This window comes from Escherichia sp. KTE31, from assembly GCF_000407925.1.
Taxonomy (GTDB): domain Bacteria; phylum Pseudomonadota; class Gammaproteobacteria; order Enterobacterales; family Enterobacteriaceae; genus Escherichia; species Escherichia ruysiae.
The window spans coordinates 292423-312577 of sequence record NZ_KE136722.1; the positions used below are offsets into that span (position 1 = coordinate 292423).

21 protein-coding genes are annotated in these 20155 nt (G+C 52.7%); 18 read left to right on the forward strand and 3 right to left on the reverse strand.

Features of this window, described 5'->3' with window-relative positions:
* Window positions 1-168 precede the first annotated feature (168 nt).
* The 3 genes from livJ to WES_RS19455 all read left to right on the forward strand — a co-directional run bounded on the left by livJ (window position 169) and on the right by WES_RS19455 (window position 2208).
* The gene (gene livJ, locus WES_RS19465; RefSeq protein WP_010350765.1) at window positions 169-1272 is read left to right on the forward strand and encodes a branched chain amino acid ABC transporter substrate-binding protein LivJ; all 1104 of its coding nucleotides are present in this window, start codon (window positions 169-171) and stop codon (window positions 1270-1272) included.
* 150 nt (window positions 1273-1422) lie between these two features.
* Window positions 1423-1689 carry a type II toxin-antitoxin system antitoxin AtaR gene (ataR, locus tag WES_RS19460; protein ID WP_001277103.1) on the forward strand — a complete coding sequence of 89 codons (267 nt, stop codon included), beginning with the start codon at window positions 1423-1425 and terminating at the stop codon, window positions 1687-1689.
* Window positions 1690-1695: 6 nt separating this feature from the next.
* Window positions 1696-2208, forward strand: a complete 513-nt coding sequence (locus WES_RS19455) for a GNAT family N-acetyltransferase (protein ID WP_000344015.1) — start codon at window positions 1696-1698, stop codon at window positions 2206-2208.
* On the opposite strand, the gene panM is transcribed toward WES_RS19455, so the two are convergent.
* The gene (gene panM, locus WES_RS19450) at window positions 2205-2588 is read right to left on the reverse strand and encodes an aspartate 1-decarboxylase autocleavage activator PanM (RefSeq protein ID WP_016159564.1); all 384 of its coding nucleotides are present in this window, start codon (window positions 2586-2588) and stop codon (window positions 2205-2207) included. The genes WES_RS19455 and panM overlap by 4 nt on opposite strands.
* 423 nt (window positions 2589-3011) lie before the next feature.
* Here panM and livK point away from each other — a divergent pair, with 423 nt between their 5' ends.
* From livK to ugpQ, 10 genes are all read left to right on the forward strand, one after another.
* Window positions 3012-4121: a high-affinity branched-chain amino acid ABC transporter substrate-binding protein LivK gene (gene livK, locus WES_RS19445; RefSeq protein ID WP_001301528.1), complete on the forward strand. Its 1110-nt coding sequence runs from the start codon at window positions 3012-3014 to the stop codon at window positions 4119-4121.
* Between the two features lie 47 nt (window positions 4122-4168).
* Window positions 4169-5095, forward strand: a complete 927-nt coding sequence (gene livH, locus WES_RS19440; protein WP_001295111.1) for a high-affinity branched-chain amino acid ABC transporter permease LivH — start codon at window positions 4169-4171, stop codon at window positions 5093-5095.
* Window positions 5092-6369 carry a branched chain amino acid ABC transporter permease LivM gene (gene livM, locus WES_RS19435; RefSeq protein ID WP_016159563.1) on the forward strand — a complete coding sequence of 426 codons (1278 nt, stop codon included), beginning with the start codon at window positions 5092-5094 and terminating at the stop codon, window positions 6367-6369. Before livH ends, livM begins: the two co-directional genes overlap by 4 nt.
* Window positions 6366-7133 carry a high-affinity branched-chain amino acid ABC transporter ATP-binding protein LivG gene (gene livG / locus WES_RS19430; protein ID WP_001075510.1) on the forward strand — a complete coding sequence of 256 codons (768 nt, stop codon included), beginning with the start codon at window positions 6366-6368 and terminating at the stop codon, window positions 7131-7133. Before livM ends, livG begins: the two co-directional genes overlap by 4 nt.
* A gap of 1 nt (window position 7134) precedes the next feature.
* Entirely contained in the window at window positions 7135-7848 is a 714-nt protein-coding gene (gene livF, locus WES_RS19425; RefSeq protein WP_016159562.1) for a high-affinity branched-chain amino acid ABC transporter ATP-binding protein LivF, read from the forward strand.
* Between the two features lie 398 nt (window positions 7849-8246).
* The gene (ugpB, locus tag WES_RS19420; protein WP_000803181.1) at window positions 8247-9563 is read left to right on the forward strand and encodes a sn-glycerol-3-phosphate ABC transporter substrate-binding protein UgpB; all 1317 of its coding nucleotides are present in this window, start codon (window positions 8247-8249) and stop codon (window positions 9561-9563) included.
* A 137-nt stretch (window positions 9564-9700) separates the two neighbouring features.
* Complete coding sequence (gene ugpA, locus WES_RS19415) at window positions 9701-10588, forward strand: sn-glycerol-3-phosphate ABC transporter permease UgpA (RefSeq protein ID WP_000099289.1); 888 nt, start codon at window positions 9701-9703, stop codon at window positions 10586-10588.
* A complete protein-coding gene (ugpE, locus tag WES_RS19410) occupies window positions 10585-11430 on the forward strand; it encodes a sn-glycerol-3-phosphate ABC transporter permease UgpE (RefSeq protein WP_000572164.1) in 846 nt (281 codons plus the stop codon). Before ugpA ends, ugpE begins: the two co-directional genes overlap by 4 nt.
* A 1-nt stretch (window position 11431) precedes the next feature.
* Entirely contained in the window at window positions 11432-12502 is a 1071-nt protein-coding gene (ugpC, locus tag WES_RS19405; protein WP_016159561.1) for a sn-glycerol 3-phosphate ABC transporter ATP binding protein UgpC, read from the forward strand.
* Window positions 12499-13242, forward strand: a complete 744-nt coding sequence (gene ugpQ / locus WES_RS19400) for a glycerophosphodiester phosphodiesterase (RefSeq protein ID WP_016159560.1) — start codon at window positions 12499-12501, stop codon at window positions 13240-13242. Before ugpC ends, ugpQ begins: the two co-directional genes overlap by 4 nt.
* On the opposite strand, the gene WES_RS19395 is transcribed toward ugpQ, so the two are convergent.
* Window positions 13229-13669, reverse strand: a complete 441-nt coding sequence (locus WES_RS19395) for a DUF2756 family protein (RefSeq protein WP_016159559.1) — start codon at window positions 13667-13669, stop codon at window positions 13229-13231. The two genes, ugpQ and WES_RS19395, sit on opposite strands and share 14 nt — an antisense overlap.
* Window positions 13670-13789: 120 nt before the next feature.
* Between WES_RS19395 and ggt the strand changes: the two genes are divergently transcribed.
* Complete coding sequence (gene ggt / locus WES_RS19390) at window positions 13790-15535, forward strand: gamma-glutamyltransferase (protein ID WP_016159558.1); 1746 nt, start codon at window positions 13790-13792, stop codon at window positions 15533-15535.
* 60 nt (window positions 15536-15595) lie between these two features.
* On the opposite strand, the gene yhhY is transcribed toward ggt, so the two are convergent.
* A complete protein-coding gene (yhhY, locus tag WES_RS19385; protein WP_010353668.1) occupies window positions 15596-16084 on the reverse strand; it encodes an N-acetyltransferase in 489 nt (162 codons plus the stop codon).
* A gap of 457 nt (window positions 16085-16541) precedes the next feature.
* Between yhhY and WES_RS19380 the strand changes: the two genes are divergently transcribed.
* The 4 genes from WES_RS19380 to gntK all read left to right on the forward strand — a co-directional run bounded on the left by WES_RS19380 (window position 16542) and on the right by gntK (window position 20152).
* On the forward strand, window positions 16542-17579 hold the full coding sequence (locus WES_RS19380) for an oxidoreductase (protein WP_016159557.1): 1038 nt from the start codon (window positions 16542-16544) through the stop codon (window positions 17577-17579).
* Between the two features lie 122 nt (window positions 17580-17701).
* Window positions 17702-18397: a quercetin 2,3-dioxygenase gene (yhhW, locus tag WES_RS19375; protein WP_000639809.1), complete on the forward strand. Its 696-nt coding sequence runs from the start codon at window positions 17702-17704 to the stop codon at window positions 18395-18397.
* 93 nt (window positions 18398-18490) lie between these two features.
* A complete protein-coding gene (gene gntR / locus WES_RS19370; RefSeq protein ID WP_000730250.1) occupies window positions 18491-19486 on the forward strand; it encodes a gluconate operon transcriptional repressor GntR in 996 nt (331 codons plus the stop codon).
* Between the two features lie 138 nt (window positions 19487-19624).
* On the forward strand, window positions 19625-20152 hold the full coding sequence (gntK, locus tag WES_RS19365) for a gluconokinase (protein WP_000108328.1): 528 nt from the start codon (window positions 19625-19627) through the stop codon (window positions 20150-20152).
* Window positions 20153-20155 lie beyond the last annotated feature (3 nt).

A 20155-nucleotide genomic window follows, 5' to 3' on the forward strand; every position in this document is an offset into this window, starting at 1 on the left:
GCAGTTTGTTAATAAACTGTCAAAATATCTATTCCAATATCATAAAAATGGGGTATGTTTTAGCAGAGTATGCTGCTAAAGCACGGGTAGTCATGCATAAAACGAAATAAAGTGCTGAACAACAACATCACAACACACGTAATAACCAGAAGAATGGGGATTCTCAGGATGAATATAAAGGGTAAAGCGTTACTGGCAGGATGTATCGCGCTGGCATTCAGCAATATGGCTCTGGCAGAAGATATTAAAGTCGCGGTCGTGGGCGCAATGTCTGGCCCGGTGGCGCAGTACGGTGACCAGGAGTTTACTGGCGCAGAACAGGCGGTTGCGGATATCAACGCCAAAGGCGGCGTTAAAGGCAACAAACTGCAAATCGTAAAATATGACGATGCCTGTGATCCGAAACAAGCGGTTGCGGTGGCGAACAAAGTGGTTAACGACGGCATTAAATATGTCATTGGTCACCTCTGTTCTTCTTCTACACAGCCAGCGTCTGACATTTATGAAGACGAAGGCATTTTAATGATCACCCCAGCGGCAACCGCGCCAGAGCTGACTGCCCGTGGCTATAACTTGATTATGCGCACCACCGGTCTGGACTCCGACCAGGGGCCGACGGCGGCAAAATATATTCTTGAGAAAGTGAAACCGCAGCGTATTGCTATCGTCCACGACAAACAACAGTACGGCGAAGGTCTGGCGCGTGCGGTGCAGGACGGCCTGAAGAAAGGCAATGCTAACGTGGTGTTCTTTGATGGCATCACCGCCGGGGAAAAAGATTTCTCTACCCTGGTGGCACGTCTGAAGAAAGAGAATATCGACTTCGTTTACTACGGTGGTTATCACCCGGAAATGGGGCAGATCCTGCGTCAGGCGCGCGCGGCGGGGCTGAAAACTCAGTTTATGGGGCCGGAAGGTGTGGCTAACGTTTCGCTGTCTAATATCGCGGGCGAGTCAGCGGAAGGACTGCTGGTGACCAAGCCGAAGAACTATGATCAGGTTCCGGCGAACAAACCAATTGTTGATGCGATCAAAGCGAAAAAACAGGATCCAAGCGGCGCGTTCGTCTGGACCACCTACGCGGCGCTGCAATCTTTGCAGGCGGGGCTGAATCAGTCTGACGATCCGGCGGAGATCGCTAAATACCTGAAAGCGAACTCGGTTGATACGGTGATGGGACCGCTGACCTGGGATGAGAAAGGTGACCTGAAAGGCTTTGAGTTCGGCGTATTTGACTGGCACGCCAACGGCACGGCGACCGATGCGAAGTAACAGATAGATAAATGAAAATGCCCGATGAGCTGAACCGCCATCGGGTTTTTTTGTGTTTGTCGAAATGGTTGTAGAAAGATTAAACAATCCAGGATATGCTTAATGTACGGTAGAATTCCGTACATATTTATAAGTAGCAGGAGAGTTTACATGTCTGCTGTTAAAAAGCAGCGTATCGATCTGCGTTTAACTGACGATGACAAAAGTCTAATTGAGGAAGCGGCGGCGATATCTAATCAGTCCGTCAGCCAATTTATGTTGAATAGTGCCTCGCAGCGGGCTGCAGAAGTGATTGAACAGCATCGGCGAGTGATCCTTAATGAGGAGTCCTGGACGCGGGTGATGGATGCGCTGAGTAATCCGCCGTCACCAGGTGAAAAGCTAAAACGTGCGGCAAAACGTCTTCAGGGAATGTAATAATTTATGGATGAGCTGACGATAGAGATTCTGACTGATGATGCAGATTATGATCTACTGCGATTCGACTGCGGCGAGGAAGCCTTAAATCTCTTTCTGACGACACATCTGGTTCGTCAACATCGCAATAAAATTCTGCGAGCGTACATTCTTCGTACCAACACCCCTGAACGTCAAATACTGGGATATTACACATTATCCGGCAGTTGTTTTGAACGAGCCGCATTGCCCTCGAAATCGAAACAGAAAAATATTCCCAGCGTCACTCTTGGGCGTCTGGCAATTGATCGTTCAATACAGGGGCAGGGATGGGGAGCAACACTGGTTGCTCATGCCATGAAAGTCGTCTGGTCAGCCTCTTTAGCGGTAGGTATTCACGGTCTTTTTGTCGAGGCGCTGAATGAAAAAGCCCATACGTTTTATCAGTCGCTGGGCTTTATCCCGTTGGTCGGAGAAAACGAAAATGCGTTATTTTTCCCAACCAAATCCATAGAACTGCTTTTTACACAGAGCGATTAACGCTTCTCCCAGCCGCCCTGTTGTGCCGTAAATCCCTGTGCCTGCATAAACGCTGTCATCACGCCGCGATCTTCCACGCCTGCATCCGCCATCCACCAGCATGAAACGCCAGGATTGTTACGCAGCACCTCTTCCAGCAGATATTGCCCTACGCCGCGCCGCCGGGTGACTTCCCGCACTCGCAGGGAATCCATCGCTCCCTCGGTGCCGCTTAAGGTTACTCGCACGGCAGCGAGCAGGCGCTCGTTAAAACGCGCGGCGTAAATACGGTGGGAATCGTCAACCTGTAAAGAGGAAGGAGAATACTCCGGCCAGATCTTTTGCAGGTCAATCCGATCCTGGTCGCTAAAGTTTTCTAATCGAATGATGGTCAGCTTCATGGGGAACCCGTACAAATCACAAAAGTGGAACCAGTGTAGCGAAATAATTTAATCGGAGGCTTTCTCTTTTTTATTTCTTTTGGCAGGTGATTAATTTTTTTTCAGCAATAATTACAAATTAAAAACATTATAGAATGAAAATTGTCCAGCATAATCCCCTGAATGGTAGTGAATTATTCCGCCCTTTGTACCGTTATTTTATGCTGACAACTGCGCTTTTTTCTGTTTATCTATCAATTAATTCAGAATATTATCTGTTCTTAATCGACTGAAAAATAGGGATTTTAATCGATATCATCACAAAAAACTGCGCTAAACCCTTAATCGGACAGGCAAAAACAGCGCAGTATAAAAAAGAACAGTCTGATTTGTTAACACATAAAAAACAAAGCAACACAACATTACGAGTGGGGATTTTTGACTATGAAACGGAATGCGAAAACTATCATCGCAGGGATGATTGCACTGGCAATTTCACACACTGCTTTAGCCGACGATATTAAAGTTGCCGTTGTCGGCGCGATGTCCGGCCCGATTGCCCAGTGGGGCGATATGGAATTTAACGGCGCGCGTCAGGCGATTAAAGACATTAATGCTAAAGGGGGAATTAAAGGCGATAAGCTGGTTGGCGTGGAATATGACGACGCCTGCGACCCAAAACAAGCCGTTGCGGTCGCCAACAAAATCGTTAACGACGGCATTAAATACGTTATAGGCCATCTGTGTTCCTCTTCTACCCAACCTGCGTCGGATATCTACGAAGACGAAGGTATTCTGATGATCTCGCCGGGAGCGACCAACCCGGAGCTGACTCAACGCGGTTATCAACACATCATGCGTACTGCCGGGCTGGACTCTTCCCAGGGGCCTACGGCAGCAAAATACATTCTTGAGACGGTGAAGCCCCAGCGCATCGCCATCATTCACGACAAACAACAATATGGCGAAGGGCTGGCGCGTTCGGTGCAGGACGGGCTGAAAGCGGCTAACGCTAACGTCGTCTTCTTCGACGGCATTACCGCTGGTGAGAAAGATTTCTCCGCGCTGATTGCCCGCCTGAAAAAAGAAAACATCGACTTCGTTTACTACGGCGGTTACTACCCGGAAATGGGGCAGATGCTGCGCCAGGCGCGTTCCGTTGGCCTGAAAACTCAGTTTATGGGGCCGGAAGGTGTGGGTAATGCGTCGCTGTCGAATATTGCCGGCGATGCTGCCGAAGGTATGTTGGTCACTATGCCAAAACGCTATGACCAGGATCCGGCAAACCAGGGCATCGTTGATGCACTGAAAGCAGACAAGAAAGATCCGTCCGGGCCTTATGTCTGGATCACTTACGCGGCGGTGCAATCTCTGGCGACTGCCCTTGAGCGTACCGGCAGCGATGAGCCGCTGGCGCTGGTGAAAGATTTAAAAGCTAACGGTGCAAACACCGTGATTGGGCCGCTGAACTGGGATGAAAAAGGCGATCTGAAGGGATTTGATTTTGGTGTCTTCCAGTGGCACGCCGACGGTTCATCCACGGCAGCCAAGTGAAAATCCCACCGCCCGTGAAATGCGGGCGGGTTTAGAAAGGTTACCTTATGTCTGAGCAGTTTTTGTATTTCTTGCAGCAGATGTTTAACGGCGTCACGCTGGGCAGTACTTACGCGCTGATAGCCATCGGCTACACCATGGTTTACGGCATTATCGGCATGATCAACTTCGCCCACGGCGAGGTTTACATGATTGGCAGCTACGTCTCCTTTATGATCATCGCTGCGCTGATGATGATGGGCATTGATACCGGCTGGCTGCTGGTGGCGGCGGGATTTGTCGGCGCAATCGTCATTGCCAGCGCCTACGGCTGGAGTATCGAACGGGTGGCCTATCGCCCGGTGCGTAACTCTAAACGCCTGATTGCCCTCATTTCTGCAATCGGTATGTCTATCTTCCTACAAAACTACGTCAGCCTGACCGAAGGTTCACGCGACGTGGCGCTGCCCAGCCTGTTTAACGGTCAGTGGGTGGTGGGTCATAGCGAAAACTTCTCTGCGTCTATTACCACCATGCAGGCGGTGATCTGGATTGTTACCTTCCTCGCCATGCTGGCGCTGACGATTTTCATTCGCTATTCCCGTATGGGGCGCGCCTGTCGTGCCTGCGCCGAAGACCTGAAAATGGCGAGCCTGCTTGGCATCAATACCGACCGGGTAATTGCGCTGACCTTTGTGATTGGCGCGGCGATGGCGGCGGTGGCGGGTGTGCTGCTCGGTCAGTTCTACGGCGTGATTAACCCCTATATTGGCTTTATGGCCGGGATGAAAGCCTTCACCGCAGCGGTACTCGGCGGGATTGGCAGTATTCCTGGGGCGATGATTGGCGGGTTGATTCTGGGGATTGCGGAGGCGCTCTCTTCGGCTTATCTGAGTACGGAATATAAAGATGTGGTCTCATTCGCCCTGCTGATTCTGGTTCTGCTGGTGATGCCGACCGGTATTCTGGGTCGTCCGGAGGTAGAGAAAGTATGAAACCGATGCATATTGCAATGGCGCTGCTCTCTGCTGCGATGTTCTTTGTTCTGGCGGGCGTCTTTATGGGCGTGCAACTGGAGCTGGATGGCACCAAACTGGTGGTCGACAGTGCTTCAGATATCCGTTGGCAGTGGGTATTTATCGGTACGGCGGTGGTCTTTTTCTTCCAGCTTGTGCGACCTGCTTTCCAGAAGGGGTTGAAAAGCGTTTCCGGGCCGAAGTTTATTTTGCCTGCGATTGATGGCTCCACGGTGAAGCAGAAACTGTTCCTCGTGGCGTTGCTGGTGCTTGCGGTGGCGTGGCCGTTTATGGTCTCACGCGGGACGGTGGATATCGCCACCCTGACCATGATCTACATTATCCTCGGCCTCGGGCTAAACGTGGTGGTGGGGCTTTCCGGCCTGCTGGTGCTAGGGTACGGCGGCTTTTACGCCATTGGTGCTTACACCTTTGCGCTGCTCAATCACTATTACGGTCTGGGCTTTTGGACCTGCCTGCCAATTGCCGGGTTAATGGCAGCGGCGGCGGGCTTCCTTCTTGGCTTCCCGGTGCTGCGTCTGCGTGGTGATTATCTGGCGATCGTTACCCTCGGTTTCGGCGAAATTGTGCGCATATTGCTGCTCAATAACACCGAAATTACCGGGGGGCCGAACGGTATCAGTCAGATCCCGAAACCCACTTTCTTCGGTCTTGAGTTCAGTCGTACCGCTCGTGAAGGCGGCTGGGATACCTTCAGCAATTTCTTTGGCCTGAAATACGATCCCTCCGATCGCGTCATCTTCCTCTATCTGGTGGCCTTGTTGCTGGTGGTGCTAAGTCTGTTTGTCATTAACCGCTTACTGCGGATGCCGCTGGGGCGTGCGTGGGAAGCGTTGCGTGAAGACGAGATCGCCTGCCGTTCGCTGGGCTTAAGCCCGCGCCGTATTAAGCTGACCGCTTTTACCATCAGCGCCGCGTTTGCGGGTTTCGCCGGAACGCTGTTTGCTGCGCGTCAGGGCTTTGTCAGCCCGGAATCCTTCACCTTTGCCGAATCAGCCTTTGTACTGGCGATAGTGGTGCTCGGTGGCATGGGGTCGCAGTTCGCGGTGATTCTGGCGGCAATTTTGCTGGTGGTATCGCGCGAGTTGATGCGTGATTTCAACGAATACAGCATGTTAATGCTCGGTGGCTTGATGGTGCTGATGATGATCTGGCGTCCGCAGGGCTTGCTGCCCATGACGCGCCCGCAACTCAAGCTGAAAAACGGCGCAGAGAAAGGAGAGCAGGCATGAATCAGCCCTTATTATCTGTTAACGGCCTGATGATGCGCTTCGGCGGCCTGCTGGCGGTGAACAACGTCAATCTTGAACTGTACCCGCAGGAGATCGTCTCGTTAATCGGCCCTAACGGAGCCGGAAAAACCACGGTCTTTAACTGCCTGACCGGATTCTACAAACCCACCGGCGGCACCATTTTACTGCGCGATCAGCATCTGGAAGGTTTGCCGGGTCAGCAAATTGCCCGCATGGGCGTGGTGCGCACCTTCCAGCATGTGCGTCTGTTCCGTGAAATGACGGTAATTGAAAACCTGCTGGTGGCGCAGCATCAGCAGCTGAAAACCGGGCTGTTCTCCGGCCTGTTGAAAACGCCTTCTTTCCGTCGCGCCCAGAGTGAGGCGCTCGACCGCGCCGCAACCTGGCTGGAACGCATTGGTTTACTGGAACACGCCAACCGGCAGGCGAGCAACCTGGCTTATGGCGACCAGCGTCGTCTGGAGATCGCCCGCTGCATGGTGACGCAGCCGGAGATTTTAATGCTCGACGAACCTGCGGCAGGTCTTAACCCGAAAGAGACCAAAGAGCTGGATGAGCTGATTGCCGAGCTTCGCAATCATCACAACACCACTATCTTGTTGATTGAACACGATATGAAGCTGGTGATGGGAATTTCGGACCGAATTTACGTGGTCAATCAGGGGACGCCGCTGGCAAACGGTACGCCGGAGCAGATCCGTAATAACCCGGACGTGATCCGTGCCTATTTAGGTGAGGCATAAGATGGAAAAAGTCATGTTGTCCTTTGACAAAGTCAGCGCCCACTACGGCAAAATCCAGGCGCTGCATGAGGTGAGCCTGCATATCAATCAGGGCGAGATTGTCACCCTCATTGGCGCGAACGGGGCGGGGAAAACCACCTTGCTTGGTACGTTATGCGGCGATCCGCGCGCCACCAACGGGCGAATTGTGTTTGATGATAAAGACATTACCGACTGGCAGACGGCGAAAATCATGCGCGAAGCGGTAGCGATTGTCCCGGAAGGGCGTCGCGTCTTCTCGCGGATGACGGTGGAAGAGAACCTGGCGATGGGCGGCTTTTTTGCCGAACGCGACCAGTTCCAGGAGCGCATAAAGTGGGTGTATGAACTGTTCCCGCGTCTCCATGAGCGCCGTGTTCAGCGGGCGGGCACCATGTCCGGCGGTGAACAGCAGATGCTGGCGATTGGTCGTGCGCTGATGAGCAACCCGCGTTTGTTGTTGCTTGATGAGCCATCGCTCGGTCTTGCGCCGATTATCATCCAGCAAATTTTCGACACCATCGAGCAGCTGCGCGAGCAGGGGATGACTATCTTCCTCGTCGAGCAGAACGCCAACCAGGCGCTAAAGCTGGCGGATCGCGGCTACGTGCTGGAAAACGGCCATGTGGTGCTCTCCGATACTGGTGATGCACTACTGGCGAATGAAGCGGTGAGAAGTGCGTATTTAGGCGGGTAATAACACGTTGATTGATAGGGAGTCAAAAGACTCCTTTGAGACAGGTGACAAATGTAAAATTGCCTGATGCGCTGCGCTTATCAGGCCTACTGGGTGAGTGGCAATATGTTGAATTTGCACGATCTTGTAGGCCTGATAAGGCGTTTACGCTGCATCCGGCATGAAACGATGAGCAATCTGTAGAGTTTGATTCAGACCTTCTATATTTTCCCGCTTATCCGTGTCCCATCTCCCATTTTCCCTCACCCGTGCCGTCACCGCCTTGTCAACTTTCTGACACCTTACTATCTTACAAATGTAACAAAAAAGTTATTTTTCTGTAATTCGAGCATGTCATGTTACCCCGCGAGCATAAAACGCGTGAATTCGCGCATTCGGTACAACAAGAGAGATAAACGATGAAACCGTTACATTATACAGCTTCAGCACTGGCGCTCGGACTGGCGTTAATGGGGAATGCACAGGCAGTGACGACCATTCCGTTCTGGCATTCTATGGAAGGGGAACTGGGTAAAGAGGTTGATTCTCTGGCTCAACGTTTTAACGCCGAAAACCCGGATTACAAAATTGTACCGACCTACAAAGGCAACTACGAACAGAATTTAAGCGCGGGGATTGCCGCATTTCGTACCGGCAACGCGCCGGCTATTTTGCAGGTTTATGAAGTTGGCACCGCTACCATGATGGCGTCGAAAGCCATTAAACCGGTATATGACGTGTTTAAAGAGGCGGGGATTAACTTCGATGAGTCGCAGTTTGTGCCGACGGTTTCAGGTTACTACTCCGACAGCAAAACCGGCCACTTACTCTCCCAGCCGTTCAACAGCTCGACTCCCGTTCTCTATTACAACAAAGACGCTTTCAAGAAAGCGGGTTTAGACCCGGAACAGCCGCCGAAAACCTGGCAGGATCTGGCGGACTATGCCGCAAAACTGAAAGCCTCCGGTATGAAGTGCGGCTACGCCAGCGGCTGGCAGGGCTGGATCCAACTGGAAAACTTTAGCGCCTGGAACGGTCTGCCGTTTGCCAGCAAAAACAACGGTTTTGACGGCACGGACGCGGTGCTGGAGTTCAACAAGCCGGAGCAGGTGAAACACATTGCCATGCTCGAGGAGATGAACAAGAAGGGCGACTTCAGCTACGTCGGTCGTAAGGATGAATCCACCGAGAAGTTCTATAACGGTGATTGCGCGATGACGACCGCTTCTTCCGGTTCTCTTGCCAACATTCGCGAGTACGCCAAATTTAACTACGGCGTAGGCATGATGCCTTACGACGCCGATGCGAAAGATGCGCCACAAAACGCCATTATCGGCGGGGCCAGCCTGTGGGTGATGCAGGGCAAAGATAAAGAAACTTATACAGGTGTGGCGAAGTTCCTCGACTTCCTCGCGAAGCCAGAAAACGCTGCTGAGTGGCATCAGAAAACCGGTTATCTGCCGATCACCAAAGCGGCGTATGACCTGACCCGTGAGCAGGGCTTTTACGAGAAAAACCCTGGGGCGGATACCGCGACGCGTCAGATGCTGAACAAGCCGCCGTTGCCGTTCACCAAAGGGCTGCGTCTGGGCAACATGCCGCAGATCCGCGTGATTGTGGATGAAGAGCTGGAGAGCGTGTGGACCGGCAAGAAGACGCCACAGCAGGCGCTGGATACCGCCGTTGAGCGTGGGAATCAGTTACTGCGCCGCTTTGAGCAGTCTACGAAGTCTTAATTCTCTTACCCTCACCCTAACCCTCTCCCTAAGGGAGAGGGGACCGATCGGCGTGGTGGAAAAGTATGCACCGCCTTTCTCCCTCGCCCCTCTGGGAGAGGGCGGGGTGAGGGGAACACAACACGAAGAGTTTATTTATGTCATCATCCCGTCCGGTGTTCCGCTCGCGCTGGCTGCCCTATTTGCTGGTCGCGCCGCAGCTCATCATCACCGTTATCTTTTTTATCTGGCCTGCGGGCGAAGCGTTGTGGTACTCGCTGCAAAGCGTCGATCCGTTTGGTTTCTCCAGCCAGTTTGTCGGCCTGGATAACTTCGTCACGCTGTTTCATGACAGCTACTATCTCGACTCCTTCTGGACGACGATAAAATTCAGCACCTTTGTCACCGTCAGCGGTTTGCTGGTGTCGCTGTTCTTCGCGGCGCTGGTGGAGTACATCGTGCGCGGCAGCCGTTTCTATCAAACCTTAATGCTGCTGCCTTACGCTGTGGCACCCGCCGTTGCCGCCGTATTGTGGATCTTCCTGTTTAACCCTGGTCGTGGGCTGATCACTCATTTTCTCGCTGAGTTCGGCTACGACTGGAACCACGCGCAAAACAGCGGTCAGGCGATGTTCCTGGTGGTGTTTGCCTCGGTGTGGAAGCAAATCAGCTACAACTTTCTGTTCTTCTATGCCGCGCTACAATCCATTCCCCGTTCGTTGATTGAAGCCGCAGCCATCGACGGCGCAGGGCCGATTCGCCGCTTCTTTAAGATCGCGCTGCCGCTTATCGCCCCGGTGAGTTTCTTCCTGCTGGTGGTGAACCTGGTCTACGCCTTCTTCGATACCTTCCCGGTAATCGACGCCGCCACGTCCGGCGGACCCGTTCAGGCCACCACGACGCTGATTTATAAGATCTACCGCGAAGGCTTTACCGGGCTGGATCTGGCTTCTTCTGCCGCGCAGTCGGTGGTGTTGATGTTCCTCGTCATCGTGCTGACGGTGGTGCAGTTCCGCTATGTTGAAAGCAAGGTGCGTTACCAATGATTGAGAACCGTCCGTGGCTGACGATATTCAGCCATACCATGCTGATCCTCGGGATCGCGGTGATCCTCTTCCCGCTGTACGTGGCGTTTGTCGCGGCGACGCTGGATAAACAGGCCGTCTACGCCGCGCCGATGACGCTCATCCCCGGCACGCATCTGCTGGAAAACATCCACAACATCTGGGTAAACGGGGTAGGCACGAATAGCGCGCCGTTCTGGCGGATGTTGCTTAACAGCTTTGTGATGGCGTTCAGCATTACGCTCGGCAAAATTACCGTCTCGATGCTCTCGGCATTTGCCATTGTCTGGTTTCGTTTTCCGCTACGTAACCTATTCTTCTGGATGATTTTTATCACCCTGATGCTGCCGGTTGAAGTACGTATCTTCCCGACGGTGGAAGTCATCGCCAACCTGAAAATGCTCGACAGCTACGCCGGTTTAACGCTGCCGCTGATGGCCTCGGCGACCGCTACCTTCCTGTTCCGCCAGTTCTTTATGACGCTGCCGGATGAGCTGGTGGAAGCGGCGCGGATCGACGGCGCATCGCCAATGCGCTTCTTTTGCGACATCGTTTTTCCGTTGTCCAAAACTAATCTGGCGGCGCTGTTTGTGATCACCTTTATCTACGGCTGGAACCAGTATTTGTGGCCGTTGTTGATTATTACCGACGTTGATCTCGGCACCACCGTGGCAGGGATTAAAGGGATGATCGCTACTGGCGAAGGCACAACGGAATGGAACTCGGTGATGGCGGCGATGTTGTTAACCCTGATCCCACCAGTAGTGATTGTTTTAGTGATGCAGCGTGCCTTCGTGCGCGGCCTGGTCGATAGTGAGAAATAAGATGGCAGGACTGAAATTACAGGCAGTAACCAAAAGCTGGGATGGCAAAACCCAGGTGATTAAACCGCTGACCCTTGATGTGGCGGATGGCGAATTTATCGTGATGGTCGGGCCATCTGGCTGCGGGAAATCGACGCTGCTGCGCATGGTTGCCGGGCTGGAGCGGGTGACCGAGGGCGATATCTGGATCAACAATGAGCGTGTGACCGAAATGGAGCCGAAAGATCGCGGGATTGCGATGGTGTTCCAGAACTACGCGCTTTATCCGCATATGAGTGTCGAAGAAAACATGGCGTGGGGGCTGAAAATTCGCGGCATGGGCAAGCAGCAAATTGCCGAACGTGTTAAAGAAGCGGCGCGCATTCTGGAACTGGACGGCCTGCTTAAGCGCCGACCGCGCGAGCTTTCCGGCGGGCAGCGCCAGCGTGTGGCGATGGGGCGCGCGATTGTGCGCGATCCGGCGGTATTTTTGTTTGATGAGCCGCTCTCTAACCTCGATGCCAAGCTGCGCGTGCAGATGCGCCTTGAGTTGCAGCAGTTGCACCGTCGCCTGAAAACAACTTCACTCTACGTTACTCACGATCAGGTTGAGGCGATGACGCTCGCCCAGCGGGTGATGGTGATGAACGGCGGCGTTGCTGAACAGATTGGCACACCGGTGGAAGTGTACGAAAAGCCCGCCAGCCTGTTTGTGGCGAGTTTTATCGGCAGTCCGGCGATGAACCTGCTGACAGGACGTGTGAATAACGAAGGCACACATTTCGAACTGGACGGCGGTATCGCGCTGCCGCTAAACGGTGGCTGCCGTCAGTATGCAGGACGTAAAATGACCCTCGGTATTCGCCCGGAACATATTGCGTTAAGCTCACAAACAGAAGGCGGCGTACCGCTGGTGATGGATACGCTGGAGATCCTCGGCGCTGATAACCTGGCGCACGGACGCTGGGGCGAACAGAAGCTGGTGGTAAGACTGGCGCATCAGGAGCGCCCGACGGCAGGCAGCACGCTGTGGCTGCATCTGCCGGAAAATCAGCTACATCTTTTTGATGGTGAAACAGGACAACGAGTATGAGTAACTGGCCTTATCCCCGCATCGTCGCCCATCGTGGCGGCGGTAAACTGGCTCCGGAAAACACCCTGGCGGCAATCGATGTGGGGGCAAAATACGGTCATAAGATGATCGAATTTGACGCGAAGTTATCGAAAGATGGCGAGATCTTCTTGCTCCATGACGATAATCTCGAACGTACCAGCAACGGTTGGGGCGTCGCGGGTGAGCTGAACTGGCAGGATTTACTGCGCGTGGATGCAGGCAGTTGGTACAGCAAAGCGTTTAAAGGCGAGCCGTTGCCTTTGCTTTCGCAAGTAGCAGAACGCTGCCACGAACACGGGATGATGGCGAATATCGAAATCAAACCCACCACTGGCACTGGGCCATTAACGGGCAAAATGGTGGCGCTGGCGGCGCGCGAGCTTTGGGCAGGTATGACGCCGCCGCTGCTGTCATCGTTTGAGATTGATGCTTTAGAAGCTGCGCAACAGGCTGCACCGGAACTGCCGCGTGGTTTATTGCTTGATGAGTGGCGCGACGACTGGCGAGAACTGACCGCGCGGCTGGGCTGCGTCTCTATTCATCTCAATCATAAGTTACTCGATAAAGCGCGAGTGAGGCAGTTGAAAGACGCCGGATTACGGATTCTGGTTTATACCGTCAATAAACCCCAGCGCGCGACAGAGTTGCTGCGCTGGGGCGTGGATTGCATCTGTACCGATGCGATTGACGTGATTGGTCCGAACTTTACGGCCCAATAGTTTTCAACGGAATATCAGGCTGCGGCGTGCTGGGCTGATTCAGCATGTCGCCGTTTCTCCTCTCCGGCAGCATATGCTGCTGATTCAACGAACTATCCATATTATGGTTGCCGTTTAACATCCCGCCGTTGGTGTTGGGCAGCATTTGCTGCCGGGCGGGATTTAGCTCCCCCGGCTGCGACTGCAATACCCGCTGCGAGTTACTGTTAATCTGATTTTCTAAATGCTGCTGCTGTAATTGCGTCTGCGTTTTCAATTGTTGATTCAGCATCCCTTTTTGCTGGATTTGCTGCGTTTGCATTTGAGTTTGCATCCGCTGCTGACTGGGGATCTGATACCCCGGCTGGTTAGGGTTGTTCAGAGTATTAATGGGCTGTGCAAAGCCGACAAACGGCAGGAGTGCCGTCAAAAGCAGAAGTCGTTTCATCGCGTATCCTCCTCTGAAGATATCCTTTAAGTTTACTCGCTTCCCGGCAAAACGATGATTAATTCAGAGTTATATACCAGGCTTAGCTGGGGTTGCCCCACACATAACTGGAGAATAACGATGATAAAACCGACGTTTTTACGCCGGGCGGCGATTACAGCTTTGCTTTCAGGATGTTGTTTTAGTGCGGCAGCCGCGCCACCTGCGCCGCCGCCTGTCTCGTATGGCGTGGAGGAAGATGTCTTTCATCCGGTACGCGCGAAGCAGGGGATGGTGGCGTCTGTGGATGCTACTGCCACTCAGGTGGGGGTGGATATCCTTAAAGAAGGTGGTAATGCCGTTGATGCCGCCGTGGCGGTGGGATATGCGCTGGCGGTAACGCATCCGCAGGCGGGGAATCTGGGCGGCGGCGGTTTTATGCTGATCCGCACTAAAGATGGCAATACGACTTCTATTGATTTCCGTGAGATGGCACCCGCCAAAGCAACCCGCGATATGTTCCTCGATGATCAGGGCAACCCGGACAGCAAAAAATCACTCACTTCGCATCTGGCCTCAGGAACGCCTGGCACGGTCGCAGGCTTCTCGCTGGCGCTGGAGAAGTACGGCACCATGCCGCTGAACAAAGTGGTGCAACCGGCGTTTAAACTGGCGCGCGATGGTTTTATCGTTAACGACGCGCTGGCCGACGATCTCAAAACTTACGGCAGTGAAGTGCTGCCGAATCACGAAAACAGCAAGGCTATCTTCTGGAAAGAGGGCGAACCGCTGAAAAAGGGCGACAAGCTGGTGCAGGCGAACCTGGCAAAGAGCCTGGAGATGATTGCCGAAAACGGCCCGGACGAATTCTACAAAGGCACGATAGCGGAACAGATTGCCCAGGAGATGCAGAAAAACGGTGGCTTGATCACGAAAGAAGATTTAGCGGCCTATAAAGCGGTCGAACGCACACCGATTAGCGGCGATTATCGCGGGTATCAGGTTTACTCCATGCCACCGCCATCCTCCGGCGGGATTCATATCGTGCAGATTCTGAATATCCTGGAAAACTTCGATATGAAGAAATATGGCTTTGGCAGCGCCGATGCGATGCAAATCATGGCAGAAGCTGAGAAATACGCCTACGCCGACCGCTCGGAATATCTTGGCGACCCGGATTTTGTCAAAGTGCCGTGGCAGGCGCTGACCAATAAAGCCTATGCCAAATCCATTGCCGATCAAATTGATATCAATAAAGCGAAGCCGTCCAGCGAAATTCGCCCAGGCAAACTTGCGCCTTATGAGAGTAATCAAACAACCCATTACTCAGTGGTGGATAAAGACGGTAACGCGGTGGCGGTGACCTATACGCTGAATACCACTTTCGGTACGGGGATTGTCGCGGGTGAGAGCGGTATTCTGCTTAACAATCAGATGGATGATTTCTCAGCCAAACCAGGTGTACCGAACGTTTACGGGCTGGTAGGCGGCGATGCCAACGCCGTCGGGCCAAACAAACGCCCGCTGTCGTCGATGTCACCAACGATTGTGGTGAAGGACGGTAAAACCTGGCTGGTTACCGGTAGCCCTGGCGGTAGCCGGATTATCACCACCGTGCTGCAAATGGTAGTGAACAGCATCGATTATGGAATGAACGTCGCCGAAGCGACCAATGCGCCGCGTTTCCACCATCAGTGGTTGCCGGACGAGCTGCGAGTCGAGAAAGGATTTAGCCCGGATACACTCAAGCTGCTGGAAGCAAAAGGTCAGAAAGTGGCGCTGAAAGAGGCGATGGGCAGCACACAAAGCATTATGGTTGGGCCGGAGGGTGAGTTATACGGCGCATCCGACCCGCGCTCGGTGGATGATTTAACAGCGGGGTATTAATATCTTAAGCCCTCTCCCGGTAGGTGAGGGCTTAAATGACAAACTTAGATTGCAAATTCTTTATTTCACCCGCGCCATAAAATACGCATCGACATATTCGCCATTTCGCAACGCGTACTTTTTACCAGTTCCTTCAATCTCAAAACCGTGTTTTTTATAGACCTTAATTGCCGGGGCGTTATCGACAAACACGGTTAGTTCAATGCGATCTACCCGCAGCCAGTTGTCGCACATCTCAATCATCTCTCGCATCAGGGCGCTGGCGACGCCGCGATTGTGCCAGCGGGAGTCGACGCAGATACCAAAATCGGCAACATGACTGCGGCGCGGGCGTTGCTGCACGTCAATGGTGAGATGACCCACGACGGTTCCATCAATACAGGCGACTAACTGTTTGATGCCGGGACGATCGGCGAGTCGCTCCTGCCACAGATGATCGGAAGGATGAGGCACCTGTAGCGTGTTGTAATACACCTCCGGCTGGGCGTGAATTTGCCGAATGGCCTCGTAATCGCGCGTTTCAGCGTGGCGTATCACTATCTCACTCATTCCTCTGTCCTCTTTGGGGTAAATGTCCCTTTCAACATCATTGACTTTCAAATACGAGTCAAATGCATTTTTTTGCAAAAAGTGTTGGACAAGTGCGAATGAGAATGATTATTATTGTCTCGCGATCAGGAAGACCCTCGCGGAGAACCTGAAAGCACGACATTGCTCACATTGCTTCCAGTATTACTTAGCCAGCCGGGTGCTGGCTTTTTTTTTGCTTGTCATTTTGTCCAAGGGGAATGTTCCTCGTGTTGAGACAAATGCAAAATCGCCTGATGCGCTACGCTTATCAGCCTACAAACCTGTGCCCGAACCGTAGGTTGGATAAGGCGTTCACGCCGCATCCGGCATGATCAAAGTGCACTTTGCCAACAATCTGACGTACTGAAGCACAGGCATAGGAACCACGTCCGCTTTGCGCTAAGGTGTAAATAACCACCTTAAAAAGGACGAAATCATGGTCATCAACTGCGCCTTTATTGGCTTCGGCAAAAGCACCACCCGTTACCATCTGCCGTATGTACTTAACCGCAAGGATAGCTGGCATGTCGCGCATATTTTCCGCCGCCATGCGAAGCCGGAAGAACAGGCTCCTGTCTACTCGCATATCCATTTCACCAGCGATCTCGACGAAGTATTAAACGATCCTGACGTTAAGCTGGTTATCGTCTGCACTCACGCTGACAGCCACTTCGAGTACGCGAAGCGTGCGCTGGAAGCCGGGAAAAATGTGCTGGTCGAAAAACCGTTCACCCCGACGCTTGCGCAGGCGAAAGAGCTGTTTACGCTGGCAAAAAGCAAAGGGCTGACCGTCACGCCGTATCAGAATCGCCGCTTTGACTCCTGCTTCCTGACGGCGAAAAAAGCGATTGAAAGCGGCAAGCTGGGAGAGATTGTCGAAGTGGAAAGCCATTTTGACTACTACCGCCCGGTGGCAGAAACCAAACCTGGACTGCCGCAGGATGGCGCATTTTATGGCCTTGGCGTGCATACCCTCGACCAGATTATCTCGCTGTTCGGTCGCCCGGATCATGTGGCTTACGACATTCGCAGCCTGCGTAATAAAGCCAACCCGGATGACACCTTCGAAGCGCAGCTGTTTTATGGTGATTTGAAAGCCATCGTCAAAACCAGCCATCTGGTGAAAATCGATTATCCGAAATTTATCGTTCACGGTAAGAAAGGTACATTTATTAAATACGGTATCGACCAGCAGGAAACCAGCCTGAAGGCTAATATTATGCCGGGCGAACCGGGATTCGCAGCGGATGATTCGGTCGGTGTGCTGGAGTATGTCAATGACGAGGGCGTGACGGTAAGAGAAGAGATGAAGCCGGAGGTGGGCGACTACGGACGCGTATATGATGCGCTGTATCAAACCATCACCACCGGTGCTCCAAATTACGTCAAGGAATCTGAAGTTCTTACTAATCTGGAAATCCTTGAACGCGGTTTTGAACAAGCTTCTCCCTCTACAGTGACTCTCGCGAAGTAAGTTTGATGGCTCCTCGAATAGTTCAATTTTTTTGAACAGAGGGGTCAATTTTCACCCTCTATCATCCCAGGCGGATCGGGTCCACACTAAGCCCATCGAAAACATTCAGGGGGTGAATACAAATGATCTACTTACGCAAAGCAAATGAACGTGGTCATGCGAATCATGGCTGGCTGGACTCCTGGCACACTTTCTCTTTTGCCAATTATTACGACCCGAACTTTATGGGCTTCTCCGCGCTGCGTGTCATTAACGACGACGTGATTGAAGCAGGGCAGGGTTTCGGCACTCACCCACATAAAGATATGGAAATTTTAACCTACGTGCTGGAAGGTACTGTTGAGCATCAGGACAGCATGGGTAATAAAGAGCAGGTTCCGGCGGGCGAGTTTCAGATTATGAGTGCGGGTACGGGTATTCGTCACTCAGAGTACAACCCCAGCAGCACCGAGCGTCTGCATCTGTATCAGATCTGGATCATGCCAGAAGAAAACGGCATTACGCCGCGTTATGAACAGCGTCGCTTTGATGCCGTGCAGGGCAAACAACTGGTGCTCTCGCCGGATGCGCGTGATGGTTCGTTGAAAGTGCATCAGGATATGGAACTGTATCGCTGGGCGCTGCTGAAAGATGAACAGTCTGTGCATCAGATTGCCGCTGAACGCCGCGTCTGGATCCAGGTAGTGAAAGGCAATGTCACCATTAACGGTGTGAAAGCCTCGACCAGTGATGGTCTGGCAATCTGGGATGAGCAGGCAATCTCCATCCACGCCGATAGCGACAGTGAAATTCTGCTGTTCGATTTGCCGCCAGTCTAAATTTATCTCACAAACCTTCCTGAGGAATCAGGAAGGTTGTGATGCGTCCGTGGTAAACTAAAGGAATCTATCCCTTTTGTACCCTTCAGGACGATGAAAAAGAAAAGACCCGTACTTCAGGATGTGGCTGACCGTGTAGGCGTGACCAAAATGACGGTCAGCCGTTTTTTACGCAACCCGGAGCAGGTCTCCGTCGCCTTACGTGGCAAGATTGCCGCCGCTCTTGATGAACTGGGTTATATTCCCAACCGCGCGCCTGATATCCTCTCAAATGCCACCAGCCGGGCAATTGGCGTCCTGTTACCTTCTCTCACCAACCAGGTTTTCGCGGAAGTATTACGCGGCATCGAAAGCGTTACCGACGCGCACGGTTATCAGACTATGCTGGCGCACTACGGTTATAAACCGGAAATGGAACAAGAGCGCCTCGAATCGATGCTTTCATGGAATATCGACGGGCTGATCCTCACCGAACGTACCCACACGCCGCGCACCTTAAAGATGATTGAAGTGGCAGGTATTCCAGTGGTGGAGCTGATGGACAGTAAATCTCCGTGCCTCGATATCGCCGTCGGTTTTGATAACTTTGAAGCGGCACGCCAGATGACCACCGCCATTATTGCTCGCGGGCATCGTCACATTGCCTATCTCGGCGCACGTCTCGACGAACGTACTATCATCAAACAGAAGGGATACGAACAGGCGATGCTGGATGCCGGCCTGGTGCCATATAGCGTGATGGTTGAACAATCTTCTTCTTACTCTTCAGGTATTGAACTGATTCGCCAGGCGCGGAGGGAATATCCGCAGTTGGATGGCGTATTCTGTACCAACGATGACCTGGCTGTCGGCGCGGCGTTTGAATGTCAGCGTCTGGGGCTGAAAATTCCTGATGATATGGCAATTGCCGGTTTCCACGGCCACGATATTGGTCAGGTGATGGAGCCACGGCTGGCGAGCGTGCTGACGCCGCGTGAGCGGATGGGCAGCATTGGCGCTGAACGCCTGCTGGCGCGTATTCGTGGCGAAGCAGTGACACCGAAAATGTTAGATTTAGGTTTCACCTTGTCACCGGGCGGATCTATTTAAGCTCACAAATTTGAAGTAGCTCACACTTATACACTTAAGGCACGGATGGATATTGCTTCTGATTTTGTCCGGCTGGACAATGTTACCGATAACAGTTACCCGTAACATTTTTAATTCTTGTATTGTGGGGGCACCACTTTGAGCACGACTAACCATGATCACCACATTTACGTCTTGATGGGCGTATCGGGCAGCGGCAAATCTGCGGTCGCCAGTGAAGTGGCGCATCAACTTCATGCCGCGTTTCTTGATGGCGATTTCCTCCATCCGCGTCGCAATATCGAAAAAATGGCGTCCGGTGAACCGCTGAATGATGACGATCGCAAACCGTGGTTACAGGCGCTGAACGACGCCGCGTTTGCCATGCAGCGTACCAATAAAGTGTCGCTGATCGTCTGTTCCGCACTGAAAAAGCACTATCGCGACCTGCTGCGCGCGGGTAATCCGAATCTCTCTTTCATCTACCTGAAAGGCGATTTTGATGTAATTGAAAGCCGCCTGAAAGCGCGTAAAGGCCATTTCTTTAAAACCCAAATGCTGGTGACGCAGTTTGAAACGCTGCAAGAGCCGGGTGCGGACGAAACCGATGTACTGGTGGTGGATATCGATCAACCGCTGGAAGGTGTTGTGGCAAGCACCATTGAGGTTATTAAAAAAGGCAAATAAGTA